At 69.6% G+C, this 15,072-nt stretch carries 14 protein-coding genes; 5 read left to right on the forward strand and 9 right to left on the reverse strand.

Features of this window, described 5'->3' with window-relative positions:
* Positions 1-10: 10 nt before the first annotated feature.
* The 8 genes from DEW08_RS07695 to DEW08_RS07730 all read right to left on the reverse strand — a co-directional run bounded on the left by DEW08_RS07695 (position 11) and on the right by DEW08_RS07730 (position 9,213).
* The gene (locus DEW08_RS07695) at positions 11-2,563 is read right to left on the reverse strand and encodes a hybrid sensor histidine kinase/response regulator (protein ID WP_109325935.1); all 2,553 of its coding nucleotides are present in this window, start codon (positions 2,561-2,563) and stop codon (positions 11-13) included.
* Between the two features lie 213 nt (positions 2,564-2,776).
* Entirely contained in the window at positions 2,777-3,418 is a 642-nt protein-coding gene (maiA, locus tag DEW08_RS07700) for a maleylacetoacetate isomerase (RefSeq protein ID WP_109325936.1), read from the reverse strand.
* Positions 3,419-3,494: 76 nt separating this feature from the next.
* Positions 3,495-4,445 carry an MBL fold metallo-hydrolase gene (locus DEW08_RS07705; RefSeq protein WP_109325940.1) on the reverse strand — a complete coding sequence of 317 codons (951 nt, stop codon included), beginning with the start codon at positions 4,443-4,445 and terminating at the stop codon, positions 3,495-3,497.
* 26 nt (positions 4,446-4,471) lie between these two features.
* Positions 4,472-5,173, reverse strand: a complete 702-nt coding sequence (locus DEW08_RS07710; protein WP_109325948.1) for an ABC transporter ATP-binding protein — start codon at positions 5,171-5,173, stop codon at positions 4,472-4,474.
* 14 nt (positions 5,174-5,187) lie between these two features.
* Complete coding sequence (locus DEW08_RS07715) at positions 5,188-6,012, reverse strand: ABC transporter ATP-binding protein (protein ID WP_245986610.1); 825 nt, start codon at positions 6,010-6,012, stop codon at positions 5,188-5,190.
* Between the two features lie 20 nt (positions 6,013-6,032).
* Positions 6,033-6,980: a branched-chain amino acid ABC transporter permease gene (locus tag DEW08_RS07720; protein ID WP_109325951.1), complete on the reverse strand. Its 948-nt coding sequence runs from the start codon at positions 6,978-6,980 to the stop codon at positions 6,033-6,035.
* 4 nt (positions 6,981-6,984) lie between these two features.
* On the reverse strand, positions 6,985-7,860 hold the full coding sequence (locus DEW08_RS07725; protein ID WP_109325952.1) for a branched-chain amino acid ABC transporter permease: 876 nt from the start codon (positions 7,858-7,860) through the stop codon (positions 6,985-6,987).
* 186 nt (positions 7,861-8,046) lie between these two features.
* Entirely contained in the window at positions 8,047-9,213 is a 1,167-nt protein-coding gene (locus DEW08_RS07730) for an ABC transporter substrate-binding protein (protein WP_109325953.1), read from the reverse strand.
* A gap of 493 nt (positions 9,214-9,706) precedes the next feature.
* Between DEW08_RS07730 and paaX the strand changes: the two genes are divergently transcribed.
* The 5 genes from paaX to DEW08_RS07755 all read left to right on the forward strand — a co-directional run bounded on the left by paaX (position 9,707) and on the right by DEW08_RS07755 (position 13,960).
* A complete protein-coding gene (gene paaX / locus DEW08_RS07735) occupies positions 9,707-10,672 on the forward strand; it encodes a phenylacetic acid degradation operon negative regulatory protein PaaX (RefSeq protein WP_109325954.1) in 966 nt (321 codons plus the stop codon).
* 263 nt (positions 10,673-10,935) lie between these two features.
* Positions 10,936-11,964, forward strand: a complete 1,029-nt coding sequence (locus DEW08_RS07740) for a diiron oxygenase (RefSeq protein WP_109325960.1) — start codon at positions 10,936-10,938, stop codon at positions 11,962-11,964.
* Positions 11,965-12,093: 129 nt separating this feature from the next.
* Positions 12,094-13,146, forward strand: a complete 1,053-nt coding sequence (locus tag DEW08_RS07745) for a 2Fe-2S iron-sulfur cluster-binding protein (protein ID WP_109325962.1) — start codon at positions 12,094-12,096, stop codon at positions 13,144-13,146.
* 119 nt (positions 13,147-13,265) lie between these two features.
* A complete protein-coding gene (locus DEW08_RS07750) occupies positions 13,266-13,562 on the forward strand; it encodes a type II toxin-antitoxin system HigB family toxin (RefSeq protein ID WP_109325963.1) in 297 nt (98 codons plus the stop codon).
* A gap of 2 nt (positions 13,563-13,564) precedes the next feature.
* Positions 13,565-13,960 carry a helix-turn-helix domain-containing protein gene (locus DEW08_RS07755; protein ID WP_109325964.1) on the forward strand — a complete coding sequence of 132 codons (396 nt, stop codon included), beginning with the start codon at positions 13,565-13,567 and terminating at the stop codon, positions 13,958-13,960.
* Positions 13,961-13,979: 19 nt separating this feature from the next.
* Here the strand turns inward: DEW08_RS07755 and DEW08_RS07760 are convergent, their stop codons facing one another.
* Positions 13,980-14,996 (reverse strand): fumarylacetoacetate hydrolase family protein, encoded by a 1,017-nt coding sequence (locus DEW08_RS07760; RefSeq protein WP_109325967.1) that lies wholly within the window; start codon positions 14,994-14,996, stop codon positions 13,980-13,982.
* Between the last annotated feature and the right edge of the window lie 76 nt (positions 14,997-15,072).

Here is a 15,072-nt window from a genome sequence, read left to right on the forward strand (position 1 = left end):
GTCCGGCGCGTCACCGGGCGGGTTCGGCGGGGGACAGCGCCTCGTCCAGCGCCGTCATCGCCCGGTGCAGGGCGGCCTGGATCTCGAGCGTCAGCGCGGGAGCATCCGGCCGGTCCTGCTCGCAGGCATGCTGCAGCGAGCGGCTGATGCGCGAAAGTTCCACCAGTCCCAGATTGCCGGCCAGCGAGACCATGGCGTGGGCATCGAAGCCGGCGCTCTGCCGGTCCCCGGCCGAGCGGATGCGTTCGACGCGGCTGGTCAGCTCGGACAGCGTGCTGGCGACGAAGCGGGGCAGCGCTTCGTCGCCCAGCGTCTCGGCCAGCGCGTCGAGCACCGACCGGTTCAGGACCGGCTCGGCCGGCGCCGGGGCGGGCTGCGGAATGGCCTCGGCCGCCGCCTCGCCGCCGGCGTCCCGGCTGCCCAGCCAGCGGTCGACCGCGGCCAGCAGGGCCTCGCGCTCGATCGGCTTGGTCACATGGTCGTTCATGCCGGCGTCGATGCAGAGCTGGAGCTGTTCGGCCAGGGCATTGGCGGTCAGGGCGATGATCGGGATGCGGCTCCTGGCGTCGGCCAGCGAACGGATCGTCGTGGTGGCCTGCAGCCCGTCCATCCGCGGCATCTGCATGTCCATCAGCACGAGGTCGAAGGCGCCCTTCTCCACCGCTTCCACGGCGGCCAGCCCGTCCTCCACCACCTCCACCGTGTGGCCGGCCTTGCAGAGGATGGAGGAGGTGACGATCTGGTTCATCGGCACGTCCTCGGCCAGCAGGATCCGGCCGGTGCGCCGCGGTAGCGGTCCCGCCGGGCTGGCGGCGCTCCGCACCTCGTCGGCCAGCGGCAGCGGCAGCTCGAACCAGAAGGTGCTGCCGATGCCCACGCTGCTCTCGAAGCCGATCCGGCCGCCCATCAGCTCCGACAGCTGCTTGGAGATGATCAGGCCCAGGCCCGTGCCGCCGAAGCGCCGCGTGGTGGACCGGTCGCCCTGGCTGAAGCGCTGGAACAGGCTGGCGCGGTCGGCGACCGGGATGCCGGGGCCGGTGTCGCTGACCGAGAAGCGGACGCGCGTCACGCCCTGGCCGCCACCCGTCCCGTCCTCCGGTCCCGGATCGAGCATCCCGACCGAGACGAGGACCGAGCCGCGCCCGGTGAACTTGATGGCGTTGCCGACGAGGTTCAGCAGGATCTGGCGGATGCGCGCCTCGTCGCCGCGGACGTAGCGCGGCACCGCCTTGCCGATGGCGAGCTGCAGCAGGAGCCCCTTCTGCGAGGCGGCGTTGCTCATCAGGTCGCGGCAGTCGCGCATCAGCCGGTGCAGGTCGAACGAGCGCTCGTCGAGGTCCAGCCGCCCCGCCTCGATCTTCGAATAGTCCAGGATGTCGCCGATGATCGCCAGCAGCCCGCGCCCGGCCTCGCGCTGCAGGGCGACATACTGGCGCTGCTCGGCCGTCAGTTCGGTGCCGAGCAGCAGGTCGGCGAAGCCGATCACGCCGTTCAGCGGGGTGCGGATCTCGTGGCTCATCGCCGCGAGGAACTCCGACTTCACCCGGTTGGCCGCCTCGGCGTCGGACCGGGCGTCCTGCAGCTCGTCCTCGTAGCGCTTGCGCTCGGTGACGTCGCGGGCGGCCCCGACGATGGTGAAGGTGCCGTCGGTGTCCAGCGCCGGCCGCATGCTGGCCTCGACCCAGGCGAAATGGCCGTCGGCATGGCGGATGCGCGCGGTGATGGTGATGGGGGCGGAGGCCGCCTCCATGCCGGTGAAGGCCAGCGCCGCCGTCTCCAGGTCGTCGGGATGGATCAGCGCCGTCAGCGGCCGGCCGGTCACCGCCTCCGGCGCATAGCCCAGGATCTCGCGGACGGACGGGGAGACGTAGGCGACCGTGCCATCCGCCCGCATCACCACGATGATGTCCGTGACGTTGTCGGCGAGCAGCCGGTAGCGTGCCTCGCTCTCCGCCAGCCGCCGTTCGGAATCGCGGTGGCGCTGCTCGCGCAGCAGCAGGCCGCCCAGCACCAGCGTGCCGAAGGGAATGCCGGTGAGGAAGGCCAGGGCGGTCCGGCGGAACACGCCTTCCGCGACGTCCGCCGGCAGCAGCACGACGGTGCTGAGCGAGCACAGCGCCATGAGAAGGCCGAGAACCGGCAGGTCCCACCAGCTCACCGGCCGGCCGCGGCGCCGGATCCAGGCGGTGAAGGCGATGCCCGCCGCCGCCGCGATGACCACGGAGGTGGCACCCGCCACCATGCCGGCCCCGCCGACCCAGATCCGATAGAGCATCGCGATGGCGGCGGCGAGCACGGCCGACAGCGGGCCGCCGAACAGCGCCGCCAACCCGACCAGCGCCGTGCGGCCGTCGAAGAACAGGTCGCCCCGGCCGAAATGGATGGGGTGGGTCATCGAATAGACCGCCGTCAGCCCCATCAGCACGCCCATGGCGAGCTGCGGCATCGCCATCCCCAGGTGGCCCGGCCGCCGGACGATGTAGGTGTAGGCCAGCACGACGAAGGCGCTCGCCGCGATGTTCTCGGCAAGGCTGTATGCGATCGAAGGTGTATCGCCCAGCATCGTGTGGCTGCCCGTCCGCCCTTTCAGTCCGCCTGTTCCTGCCGGACGGCGCGCGGCGCGTCAAGGTTGCGCCGCACGCGGCCGACAGGAACCGGCAGTATATAACACGGCGAAACGCCCAAGAATGGTTAACGCACGGTCACTCTCAACAACTTTGTCCTGTGCCGGACTTCGGTTCCACGCCTCGCTCCGCGCCTACGCCTACGCCTACGCCTACGCCTCCGCGTCGGGCTGGCGGGCAGGGGCCGCCTCGGCGAAGGCGGGCAGGGCCTGGCAGGCCGCCTCGATGCGCGTCAGCGTGGGGTAGGCCTCCAGCGGGCAGTCCAGCCGCCGGGCGTTGGCCATCTGCGGCACCAGGAAGACGTCGGCCAGCCCCGGCTCGTCGCCGTGGCAGAACCGCCCGGTGCGCGCGTCGCCGGCAAGCTGCGCCTCCAGCGCGGTCAGCCCGACCGCGATCCAGTGGCGGTACCAGCCGTCGACCTCCTCCTGGCTGTGGCCCAGGGCGGATTTCAGATGCTGCAGGACGCGCAGGTTGTTCAGCGGGTGGATGTCGCAGGCGACCGCCAGGGCGAGGGCCCGTACCCGCGCGCGGTCCAGCGGGTCGGCCGGCAGAAGCGGCGGGGCGGGGTGCGTCTCGTCGAGATACTCGATGATCGCCATCGACTGGGTCAGCAGCCGGCCGCCGACCTCCAGGGCGGGGACCAGATGCTCCGGGTTCAGGTCGGCGTAGGGCGCGGCCTTCTGCTCGCCCCTGCGCAGGTGGATGAAGGCCTGCTCCGGCTTCAGTCCCTTCAGGTTCAGCGCGACGCGCACCCGATAGGCGGCGGAGGAGCGGAAATAGCCGTAGAGCTTCAAGGGTCGCAACTCCCGAAATGGCGAACGCCCCCGCCGGGACGGCAGGGGCGGCGCGGGACCAGGAAAGGGGGGCGGGTCAGCCCTGCAGGGCCTCCCACATCTCGCGATCGCGCTCGGCGGTCCAGATGCGCGGGTCGCGGATGCCGCCCGCCTCGTCATAGGCGCGCGAGACGTCGAAGGGCAGGCAGTGCTCGAAGATCACCCACTGGCCGAAGCGCGGCTGCAGGACCTCGCGGGTGCGGGCGAAGGCGTTGCGCAGGTCCGCCCCCTGCTCGCGCGCCTGCTTGACCGAGCCGTACATGCTGGTGAGGAAGTCGCGCGTGCCGCGGATCGCCTCCCGGCACAGCTCCGGCGTGGTCAGCGCGTCGCCGCGGCCGGGCACCAGCGCGCGCGGCTGCAGCTCCGCCAGCCGGTCGAGCGTGTGGGGCCAGTCCTCCAGATAGGCGTCGCCGGTGTAGGGGGTGGCGCCATACTCCACGAGGTCGCCGGAGAACAGCACCTTGTCGTCCGGCAGCCAGACCACCGTGTCGCCCTTGGTGTGGCCGCGGCCGAGCTGCATGATCTCCACCCGCTTGCCGCCCATGAACAGCGTCATGCGGTTGTCGAACACGATGGTCGGCCAGGTCAGGCCGGGGATGGTCTCCGCCGCCTGGAACAGGCGCGGGAAGCGGCCGAGCTCCGACTCGTAGTCCTGCTGGCCGCGCTCGACGATCAGGTCGTAGGTGTCGCGGCTGGCGATGATGTGGTCGGCCCCATAGCCCGAGGCGCCCAGCACCCGCACGGCGTGGTAGTGCGTCAGCAGCACGTACTTCACCGGCTTGTCGGTGACGGTGCGGACCTTGGCGATCACATCCTCGGCCATCCGCGGGGTCGCCTGGGCGTCGATCACCATGACGCCGTCGTCCCCGACGATGACGCCGGTGTTGGGATCGCCCTCGGCGGTGTAGGCGTAGGCGCCGGGGGCCAGCTCCGTGAAGCTCACGGTCTTGGCGTTGAGGTCGCCGGTGGAGGCGAAGGCTTTGGACATGGTCTCTCGTCCTCTCGGTTCTTCTTCTAGAGTCCCAGATAGGCCTGGCGGACCCGCTCGTTGTCGAGCAGGGCGGCGCCCGTGTCGTGCAGCACGATCTCGCCGGTCTCGATGACGTAGCCGCGGTCGGCGATGGCGAGCGCCGCATGGGCGTTCTGCTCGACCAGCAGGATGGTGGTGCCCTCCCGCTTCAAACGCTGGACGGCGTCGAAGATTTCGGCGACCAGCAGCGGGGCGAGGCCCATGCTCGGCTCGTCCAGCAGCAGGACGCGGGGCTTCGCCATCAGGGCGCGGCCCAGCGCGACGATCTGCTGCTGCCCGCCCGACAGGGTGCCGGCCGGCTGGTCGCGCTTCACCTTCAGGACCGGGAACAGGGCGTAGAGCCGCTCCAGATCCTCCTCCGGCCTGCCGCCGCGGCGGTAGGCGCCGAGCCGCAGATTGTCCTCGACCGTCTGCGGACCGAAGAGCTGCCGGCCCTCCGGCACCTGGACGATGCCCTCGGCGACGCGGCGGTGGGCCTTCAGCCGGGTGATGTCCTGCCCGTCGAACTTGATGGTCCCGCTGGTGGCGGGGTGGACGCCGGACAGCGTGCGCAGCAGCGTGGTCTTGCCGGCGCCGTTGGCGCCGACCAGGGCGACCAGCTCGCCTTCGCGCACGGTCAGGCTGGCCGACTTCAGCGCGTGGATGCGGCCGTAATGGCTGTTCAGCCCGTCGATTTCCAGAAGCATGCTCCGCAACCCCCTTACGGTGCCGCGCCGAGATAGGCGGCGATGACGTCGGGGTTCGCCGCGACCTCCGCCGGGGTGCCCTCGGCCAGCTTGCGTCCGTGGTTCAGGGCGGTGATCCGGTCGGAAATGCCCATGACCATCTTCATGTCGTGCTCGACCAGGATGACGGTGATGCCGGTGGCGGCGACCGTCTTGATCACCTCGTCGATCTCGCGGCTCTCGGTGGCGTTCAGGCCGGCCGCCGGCTCGTCCAGCAGCAGCATCTTCGGCTCCGCCGCCAGCGCGCGGGCGATCTCCAGCCGCTTCAGCGCGCCATAGGGCATGGCGGCGGCGTCGGCCGCGACGTATTTGCCGAGCCCCACCTGCTCCATCAGCGCGGCGGCCCGCTCGCGCGCCTCGGCGTCCTTGCGGACCAGCGAGGGGAAGCGGAACAGCGCCGGCAGCAGCCGGGTGTTCAGGTGCAGGTGCCGCCCCACCATGACGTTCTCCAGCGCCGTCATGTTGAAGAAGATCTGCAGGTTCTGGAAGGTGCGCGACATGCCGCGCGCCGCGAGCCGGTAGGGCGCCTGGCCCGACACCTCGGCCCCGTCGAACAGCACCCGCCCGCCCGACGGCTTGTAGACGCCGGTGATCAGGTTGAAGAGCGTCGTCTTGCCGGCGCCGTTCGGCCCGATGATGGAGTGGATGTCGCCGGCCGCCACGGTGAAGCTGAGGTCGCCGATGGCGAGCAGCCCGCCGAACTCCCGGCTGAGATTCTCGACCCGCAGCAGGGGCGGGCCGCTGCGCCGGGCGGCGGGCGCCGCCTCCAGCGGGATGTCCTGGTTCGCGATCATGTTCATGCCCGCCTCCGCCGTGCCGCTCATGCCTGTCTCCGCTGCGCGAAGAGTGCGGCCAGCGTCGGCAGCAGGCCCTTCGGCATGAACACCATGGTCGCCATCAGGATCGCGCCCAGCACGATCTGCGAGTAGTCCTGGAAGACGGTCAGCGCCTGCGGCAGGACGGTCAGCACCACGGCGCCGACCACCGCCCCGAAGGTCGAGGCCATGCCGCCGAACACCACCATGGTCACCAGCTCGATCGACTTGAAGAAGTCCGCCTTGGCCGGGGTGATCAGGCCGGTGTAGTGGGCGAACAGGCTGCCGGCCACGCTGGCGAAGACCGCCGACAGGACGAAGACCATCACCTTGAAGCGCGCGGTGTCGACGCCGACCACCTCGGCCGCCACCTCCGACCCGTGGACGGCGCGCAGCGCGCGGCCGACCGGGCTGTCGATCAGGTTCAGCGACAGCCAGACCACCGCCACCAGCAGCACCCCGACCACCCAGTACCAGACCTTCTCGCCGTAGAGCTCGACGCCGAACAGCCTGAAGCTGTCCACCATCATGCCGTCGGGGCCGCCGGTCAGGCCGGTCTCGGTGCGCAGCACGATCGACACGATGATGCCGATGCCGAGAGTCGCCATGGCGAGATAATGGCCCTTCAGCCGCAGGATCGGCTTGGCCACCGCGAAGCCCAGCAGGCCGGAGGCGGCGGCCCCGGCGAGCAGGGCGGCGAGCGGCGGCCAGCCGTAGCTGGTCACCAGGATGCCCGAGGCATAGGCGCCGATCCCGAAGAAGCCGGCATGGCCCAGGCTGATCTGCCCGGCATAGCCGATCAGCAGGTTCAGCCCGACGCAGACGATGGCGTTGAAGCCGGCGAGGATCGCGACGTCCAGGTAGAAGTTGTTGGTCAGCACCAGCGGCAGCGCCGCGACGATCAGGGCGAGGGCGAGAAGCCCGGTCAGCCGTCCGTTGAGCAGAGTGTTCATGGCGTCAGACCCGTTCCGTGCCGCGCTTGCCGAACAGGCCGCTCGGCATGAAGAGGAGGACGGCGAGGATGATCACGAAGGCGACCGCGTCCTTGTAGGCCGACGAGATGTAGCCGGCGCCCAGCGCCTCGGCGACGCCGACGATGATGCCGCCGACCACCGCCCCCGGCCCGTGGCCGAGCCCGCCGAGCACCGCGGCGGTGAAGCCCTTCAGCCCCAGCATGATGCCCATCTCGCTGTAGGAGAAGGTGATCGGCGCCACCACCGCGCCGCCGACCGCACCCAGCGCCGCCGACAGCGCGAAGGAGGCCAGCACCACCTTCTTGACGTCGATGCCGACGAGCTGGGCGGCGAGGCGGTTGTGCGAGGTGGCGAGCATGCCCTTGCCGGCCAGCGTCTTGTTGAAGAACAGGCCGATGGCGACGATCAGGACGGCGGCGCAGCCCAGCACCCACAGCGACTGCGGCTGCATCGAGGCGCCGAGGATGTGGATCGGCGTCTCGCCGGAGAAGGCCTCCAGCCGCTTGAAGTCCTTGCCCCACACCAGCTCGGCGATGCCGCGCAGGAAGATCGAGGCGCCGATGGTGATGATGATCAGCGTGACGGTGGAGGCGTCGCGCGCCTGCTCCACCGCGAACTTGGCGACCAGCACGCCCACGACCATGGCGCCGCCGCAGCCGATCAGGATGGCGAGCGGCAGCGGGACGCCCGTCGCGGTCAGGGTGGCGGCCGCCATGCCGCCGATCATGATGAACTCGCCCTGGGCGAAGTTGATGACGTGGCTGGCGTTGTAGATGATCGAGAATCCCAGGCCGGCCAGCGCGTAGATCGCGCCGATGGTCAGCCCGGACAGCAGATATTGCAGCAGATCGGCGAACATGGTGGCTTTCCGGTGTCCGTCTCCCGGCCGGGGAGAGGGGCCGGGGAGAGGGAAGGGGGCCATGCGCAACGTCGGATCCCATGCAGCATCGGATCCTGCGCGGCATCGGACGGGGGAAGGGGCGGAGGGACCGGACCGTCCGGCCGCCCGCGCGCTCCCTTCCCCGATGCCCTCAGGCGGGGCGGGTCACTTCACCAGCGACCAGTCGCCCTGCTTGACCTCGACCATGTGGAAGGCGTCGAGCGACAGGCCCATGTGGTCCTTGGGCGACATGGTCACGGTGCCGCCGGTGCCGACATAGCCCTTGGTCTGCTCGATGGCGTCGCGCAGCTTCGCCTTGTCGGTGCCGCCGGCGCGCTTGACCGCGTCGAGCGCGATCATCAGCCCGTCATAGGCATGGCCGGCGAAGGTGGAGACCTCGCTGCTGAAGGCCTCCTCGTAGACCTTGGTGAACTCGGTCACCACCTTCTTCTGCGGGTCGCTGTCGGGAAGCTGGGCGGCGACGACCAGGCCGGCCGCCGGCAGGCGGACAGTCTCCGCGGCACCGCCGGCCAGGCGGATGAACTCCTTCGACGCCACGCCGTGCGACTGGTAGAGCGGCAGGCTGATGCCGAGCTGGCGGTAGTTCTTGGTCACCACCGCCGGCCCCTGGCCGAGGCCGAAGACCAGCACGGCCTGGGCCGCCGCGTTGTTGCGGATCTTGGTGAGCTGGGCGGTGACGTCGGTGTCCTTGGCGCCGTAGGTCTCGTCGGCGACGACCTCGATCCCGCGCTCCTTGGCGACTGCCAGCGTCTGCTCGCGCCCCGACTTGCCGAAGCCGGAATCCTCCGAGATCAGCGCCAGCTTGGTCAGCCCGCGCTTCTTCATGTCCTCCATGACCTTCTCGGCGGCCATGCGGTCGGTGTGCGGGGTCTTGAACACCCACTTCTTGACCGGCTCCACGATCACCACCGCGCCCGCGAGCGAGATGAAGGGGGTTTCCGCCCGCTCGACCAGCGGGACGGCGGCCATGGTGGTGGCGGTGGTCGTGCCGCCGACGATCACGTCGACCTTGTCGCTCTCCAGCAGTCGCTTGGTGAAGGAGGCCGCCTTGTCCGCCGCCCCGCCGTCGTCGTAGACGGTGAGCTGGACCGGCCGGCCGTTCACGCCGCCCGCCTGGTTGACGCGGTCCACATACAGCTCCAGCACGCGCTTTTCCGGATCGCCGAGGAAGGAGGCCGGTCCGGTCGCCGAGACGATGGCGCCGACCTTGATCGGATCGGCGGCGGACGCCGTGCCGGCCATGACGCCGACCACCAGCGCCGCGGTGGCGGCCATCGTTGCGGACAAGCTGCGGAGCAAGCGACTGCGCATGGTTTCCTCCCGTTTTGCGGTGCCCCGGCTTGGTTGCGCCAGGGACGATTTGCGATGCATAATGTTTCAAACGAAATTATTTAGGAAGCAAAATCTGGCCGCCTCTCCGCTGTTTTCCGGAGTCCCCTCGCTGTTCCCGGAAGGATTGTGTCGCGATCGGGCTGACCAAACGGGAAACCGTACCATGCGTAAGGCTTTGCGCACCAAGCACATGACACATTTTCCTTTGATAAGCGGACGTTAGTGTATCACATTAAAGCTTGTCAAACGGATTTTCCGTCGCATCCGCGACTTCGCGGCCGGTCCGGCACCCGTCCGGCGTCCGATCTCTCCGGGGTGGCGGCGGCCGAGACGCCGAGCCGGCCGAGGGTGCGGACTGTGGTCACGAACCCCGCCGTCCCGTATAACGGCCCATCCGCAACCGCCTTGTCCCCCGGGTCCGGCCCCGCCCGCCACCGGTCCCGGACCAGTCCCAGGGAAGACCCCGCTCCCCATGCCCCGTCCCCGCCGCACCGAAGATCTTGCCGCCCCGCTGCTCGACGCCATCGCGCCGCGGGCCAAGTCGCTGATCATCACCGTCTATGGCGACGCCGTGCTGCCGCACGGCGGCTCCGCCTGGCTCGGCAGCCTGATCGACCTGATGAGCCATTTCGGGTTGAGCGAGCGGATCGTCCGCACCTCCGTCTTCCGGCTGTGCAAGGAGGACTGGCTGACCAACACCCAGATCGGCCGGCGCAGCTTCTACCGGGTGACGGAGAGCGGGCTGGAGCGTTTCGCCGCGGCGGAGCGGCGCATCTACGCCCCGCTGGTCCGCGCCTGGGACCGCGGCTGGCACCTGCTGATGGTGCCGCCCAACGCGCTCGACGCCGAGACGCGGGAGAAGCTGCGGCGGGAGCTGGTCTGGCAGGGCTTCGGTGCCGCCTCCCCCACGGTCTTCGCCCATCCGAACGGGGACGAGGGGGCGATGCACCGGCTGCTGGCGGAGCTGGGGGTGGCCGACAAGGTGGTCCACATGAAGGCCACCCACGACCGGGCCGGCGGCTTCGGTGCCCTGCGCGAGCTGGTGCGCAGCTTCTGGGACGTGGATCAGCTCGAGCATGACTACGTCGCCTTCCTGGATCACTTCCGTCCGGTCTGGCAGTCGCTGGAGGGGGTGGAGAGCCCGGACCCGCGCATCGCCTTCCTGGTGCGGACGCTGATGATCCACGACTTCCGCCGCATCCTGCTGCGCGACCCGATGCTGCCGCCCGACCTGCTGCCGCCGGATTGGCCGGGGCAGGAATCGCGCATGCTGACGCGCAACCTCTACCGCCGGCTGCTCGGCCCCTCCGAGGCCTATCTGATGTCGGCGCTGACCACCGCCAACGGGCCGCTGCCGGAGGCGCAGCCCGCCTTCTACGCCCGCTTCGGCGGGCTGGCCGAGGGCGAACCCGGCCTGGCGCTCGAACGGGCCGGCTGAGCCGGGCCTCGCGCGAAAGCGATACAGCCAATCCGATAATCGCGGAGACTTTGCATCTCCACTCTCGGCCCGAGGGTGGGGTTCCTTGCCTTTGGTCAAGGCAAATCGCGGAAAGGGTGCGACAGGCTGCCGCAGATAAAGCGATACAAAAATCTTCCAGACGACGGAAAGTATGTGTCATATGGAAACCACACGGCGCCGACGACCGCCCGAGGGCGGATCCCAACAAAGCGCGCCGACCCGTCGAAGGAGGAAACGCCCCGATGTCCAGCAGCTACACCCAGATCGCCAACACCATGGAGTTCCCGCCGGAGACTCCGCAGCCGAACGTCTACCCGCTCTCCTGGGTCTCGCAGACCAAGAAGCTGGAGGAGGTCTACGCCGCCGCGGTGCGCGAGAACTGGGATCCGGCCAAGCTGCCCTGGGACACCTTCGATCCGTCGCGCTACAGCTGGGAGGAGCGGGAGGCCATCGCCTACTGGTGGACCATCCTGTCGGTGTTCGACGCCTCCGCTCCCCCGGTCTTCGCGCACGCCCTGATCAAGACCTACGAGGTGCATGAGGAGGATCCCGTCCGCCGCTGCTTCTTCTCGGTGACGCGCGACGAGCAGAACCACGAGCAGATGTGCGGCCTCGCCATCACCAAGCTGCTGGAGGCCACCAGCCCGCTGACCTACGAGCCGAAGACCGACCTCGGCCGCCGGCTGAAGAAGAACGCCCATTGGCTCTACTACAATGGCGGCCGCTACTGGGACGGCTACAAGAAGGCGGTTCCGAAATACTCGCTGGCTGTTCTGTTCAGCTCCTTCCTGATGGGCGAGATCGCGGCGGCGACCATCTTCCACCAGATGGCGGCGGGCTGCACCGAGCCGGTGTTCAAGGAGGCCTTCCGCAACATCGGCCGCGACGAGGGCCGGCACATGGCCATCTGCATGTCGGTGATGGAGCGCGACTATCCCAACCTGGCGATGGAGGACCGCTCGGTCATCACCAAGCAGATCCGCGCCGGCTACCTGTTCCTCTCCGCCGTGCTGTTCGAGCCGCCGCCGGAGTTCTGGGACCTGCCGTCCGACTTCATCGCCACCCAGCGCGAGGCGGAGGAGGTCGCGCGCAAGGCCGGCTTCCACATCCCGACCTACGAGGCGAAGAAGGAGAACTGGCGCAACGCCATGCTGAACCTCAAGGGTGTGCTCGACCGCTACGGCATCCCCTTCCCGGCGATCCCCGAGGTCGGCATCACCGGCGAGGAGGTGCGCGACGTCGACATGGAAGAGATCATTCCCGTCTTCTGAACGGCCGGTCTTCCGGCCGGGACCGCGCGGCCGGGAGGCAGGTTGTCTCCGACCATCCCCCTTGGCCGGCGGGCACCGCGTCCCGCCGGCCGTCCTTTTCCACCGTCCCGTTCTTTGAGGAATCGCCCGGTGAGCCGCATCCGTCTTCATCCCTCGGGCCGTACGGTCGAATGCCGCGACGGCGAAACCGTCCTCTCCGCGCTGGAGCAGGCGGGCTACGCCCTGCCCAACAACTGCCGGGCCGGCGCCTGCGGCGAATGCAAGGTCAAGGTGCTGGGCGGCCAGTTCGACCAGGGCATGGTGCTGGACATGGCGCTGTCCCAGGCCGAGCGGAAGGACGGCTACGGCCTGATGTGCATGGCCAAGCCGATCTCCGAGGAGCTGGTGATCGAGTTCGGCACCGCCGACGCCCAGCCCAAGCTGTTTCCCCCGCGCGAGGACGTGCCGTTCGTCGTCACCGACCGCATCCAGCGCACCCCGCGCATCACGGAGCTTCGCCTGCGTCCGCTCGGCAAGCCGCTGCGCTACTGGCCGGGCCAGTACGTCATGCTGGGCGACGCCGCGGCCGGCGTGCCGCCGCGCTGCTATTCCATCGCCAACGCCCCGCGCCCCGACGGCGAGATCGTGCTGCAGGTGACCAGGGTCGACGGCGGCCCGACCAGCAGCTGGATCCATGACAGCCTGACCTTCGGCAGTCAGGTGAAGCTGTCCGGCCCCTACGGCACCTTCATCGGCGACCCCTCGGTGGAGAGCCCGGTGCTGTGCATGGCCGCCGGTTCCGGCCTCGCCCCGATCCTGGCGCTGACCGACGCGGCGCTGCGCCGCGGCTACCGTCCGCCGGTGACGCTGCTCTTCTCCGCCCGCACCGAGGCGGACGTCTACGAGCGGGGTCTGCTCTCCTTCTGGCAGGCCCGGTACCGCAACTTCCGCGTCCAGACCACGCTGACCGGGGAGGAGCGTCCGGGCTTCCTGCACGGCCGCATCCCGGCGGTGCTGCCCGGCCTGTTCCCCGACCTGTCGGCCCACAGCGTCTTCGTCGCCGGCAGCCCGGCCTTCGTCGAGGACTGCGTCGCCGCCGCCCGCGCGCTCGGCGCGAAGGACGAGCTGATCCACAGCGAGGGCTACGTCTCCCAGTCCATCCCGCAATCGCCCCCGGCCGAGCGGCTGATGGCGGTCGGCTGACGCAGCCCCGCCGGCACGCAGGTAAGGATACGCCCGGACCGGTCGGTCCGGGCGTATCCGTGTTCGCCTGGTCCGGTGTCCAGTTGTTCCCAAATGTGGAACTTGTTATAGTCCCGACCATGCAGATCATCGCCCGGCGGACGCTGAAGCAGTTCTGGGACCGCCACCCGCAGGCGGAAGCGCCGCTTCAGGCATGGTATGCGCAGGTCAGGAGCGCCGATTGGCAGTCGCCGGCCGACGTCAAGCGCGAGTTCGGCACCACGGTGGATTTCATCGGCGACAACCGCGTCATCTTCGACATCGGCGGGAACAAGTACCGCCTGATCGTTCATGTGGCGTATCGCTTCAAGCGTGTCCTGGTGAAGTTCGTCGGCACGCACAAGGACTATGACTGCATCGATCCGGAGACGGTGTGACCATGGATATCCGTCCGCTGAAGACCGAAGCCGACTACGACTGGGCCCTGCGCGAGATCGAACGGTATTTCGAGGCCGAGCCGGAACCGGGGACGCCCGACGCCGACCGGTTCGACCTGCTGGCCCTGGTGATCGAGCGTTACGAGGACGAGCACTGGCCCATCGAGGCGCCGGACGCTCCGGCGGCACTGCGGGCGCGGATGGAGCAGACCGGAAAGCGCCAGAAGGATCTGGCGGAGCTTCTCGGCTCGAAGGCCCGCGCGTCGGAGGTGATGAACCGGTACCGCCACCTTACGCTGGAACAGGCGTGGCGGCTGCATCGGGAATGGCGGATCCCGGCCGAAGCCCTGATCCGCCCCTACCCGTTGCGCCGGCGGCCCGGTCCGCCCGCCGCCTGAGCCGCCGCACGGCCGAGGGTCACGCCCCCTCGTACTTCACCACCTCCTGGTCGATGGCGCCGAAGACGCTGACGCCCGCCGCGTCGAACAGCTCGATCCTGACCCGGTCGCCGAAGCGCAGGAAGGGGGTCTTCGGCTTGCCGCCGTCGATCGTCTCGATGGTGCGCAGCTCGGCCAGACAGGAATAGCCCACGCCCCCCTGGTCGACCGGCTTGCCCGGCCCGCCGTCCAGCTTGTTCGACACGGTGCCGGAGCCGACGATGCTGCCCGCCACCAGGCTGCGGGTCCTGGCGACATGGGCGATCAGCGTCGGGAAGTCGAAGGTCATGTCGATGCCGGCGTTCGGCTTGCCGAACAGTGCGCCGTTCAGGTGGCTGACCAGCGGCAGATGGACCTTCCCGCCGTCCCAGGCGTCCCCCAGCTCGTCCGGCGTCACCGCCACCGGCGAGAAGGAGGAGGCGGGCTTGGACTGGAAGAAGCCGAAGCCCTTCGCCAGCTCCGCCGGGATCAGGTTGCGCAAGCTGACGTCGTTGACCAGCATCAGCAGCCTGATGTGGTCCTTCGCCTGCTCCACGCCGGCGCCCATCGGCACGTCGTCGGTGATGACGGCGATCTCCGCCTCGAAATCGATGCCCCACTCCTCGCTCGCCGCCGGGATGGGATCGGTCGGGGCGAGGAAGCCGTCGGACGCCCCCTGGTACATCAGCGGATCGGTCCAGAAGCTCGGCGGCATCTCCGCCCCGCGGGCCTTGCGCACCAGCTCCACATGGTTGACGTAGGCCGAGCCGTCCGCCCACTGGTAGGCGCGCGGCAGCGGCGAGGCGGCGGCCGTCTGGTCGAAGGGCTGTCCCGCGGCCGGGTCGGCGTTCAGCGCGCGACAGGCCTCCTCCAGCCGCGGCGCCGCCTCCGCCCAGCGGTCGAGCGCCGCCTGGAGGGTCGGCGCCACCTCCGGCACCGGGCGGCAGCGGGAGAGGTCCCTCGACACCACGACCAGGGTCCCGTCGCGCCCGCCCGCCTTCAGACTTGCCAGCTTCATCGTCTCTCTTCCCTCCGTTGGTCTTCTTGTCCGGCTTGTTTTCCTGTCCGGCCTGCTGCCCGGCCCGGTCGATGGG

It is taken from the genome of Azospirillum thermophilum (assembly GCF_003130795.1).
GTDB classification, from domain to species: domain Bacteria; phylum Pseudomonadota; class Alphaproteobacteria; order Azospirillales; family Azospirillaceae; genus Azospirillum; species Azospirillum thermophilum.

What these genes read in the sequence shown, in the direction of transcription:
- paaX (WP_109325954.1), top strand. Translation starts at nt 9,707, where the DNA reads ATGCCCCGTCCCCGCCGCACCGAAGATCTTGCCGCCCCGCTGCTCGAC.
- DEW08_RS07750 (WP_109325963.1), top strand. Translation starts at nt 13,266, where the DNA reads ATGCAGATCATCGCCCGGCGGACGCTGAAGCAGTTCTGGGACCGCCAC.
- DEW08_RS07755 (WP_109325964.1), top strand. Translation starts at nt 13,565, where the DNA reads ATGGATATCCGTCCGCTGAAGACCGAAGCCGACTACGACTGGGCCCTG.
- DEW08_RS07705 (WP_109325940.1), bottom strand. Translation starts at nt 4,445, where the DNA reads ATGTCCAAAGCCTTCGCCTCCACCGGCGACCTCAACGCCAAGACCGTG.
- DEW08_RS07730 (WP_109325953.1), bottom strand. Translation starts at nt 9,213, where the DNA reads ATGCGCAGTCGCTTGCTCCGCAGCTTGTCCGCAACGATGGCCGCCACC.
- DEW08_RS07695 (WP_109325935.1), bottom strand. Translation starts at nt 2,563, where the DNA reads ATGCTGGGCGATACACCTTCGATCGCATACAGCCTTGCCGAGAACATC.
- DEW08_RS07725 (WP_109325952.1), bottom strand. Translation starts at nt 7,860, where the DNA reads ATGTTCGCCGATCTGCTGCAATATCTGCTGTCCGGGCTGACCATCGGC.
- DEW08_RS07720 (WP_109325951.1), bottom strand. Translation starts at nt 6,980, where the DNA reads ATGAACACTCTGCTCAACGGACGGCTGACCGGGCTTCTCGCCCTCGCC.
- DEW08_RS07715 (WP_245986610.1), bottom strand. Translation starts at nt 6,012, where the DNA reads ATGAACATGATCGCGAACCAGGACATCCCGCTGGAGGCGGCGCCCGCC.
- DEW08_RS07710 (WP_109325948.1), bottom strand. Translation starts at nt 5,173, where the DNA reads ATGCTTCTGGAAATCGACGGGCTGAACAGCCATTACGGCCGCATCCAC.
- DEW08_RS07760 (WP_109325967.1), bottom strand. Translation starts at nt 14,996, where the DNA reads ATGAAGCTGGCAAGTCTGAAGGCGGGCGGGCGCGACGGGACCCTGGTC.
- DEW08_RS07740 (WP_109325960.1), top strand. Translation starts at nt 10,936, where the DNA reads ATGTCCAGCAGCTACACCCAGATCGCCAACACCATGGAGTTCCCGCCG.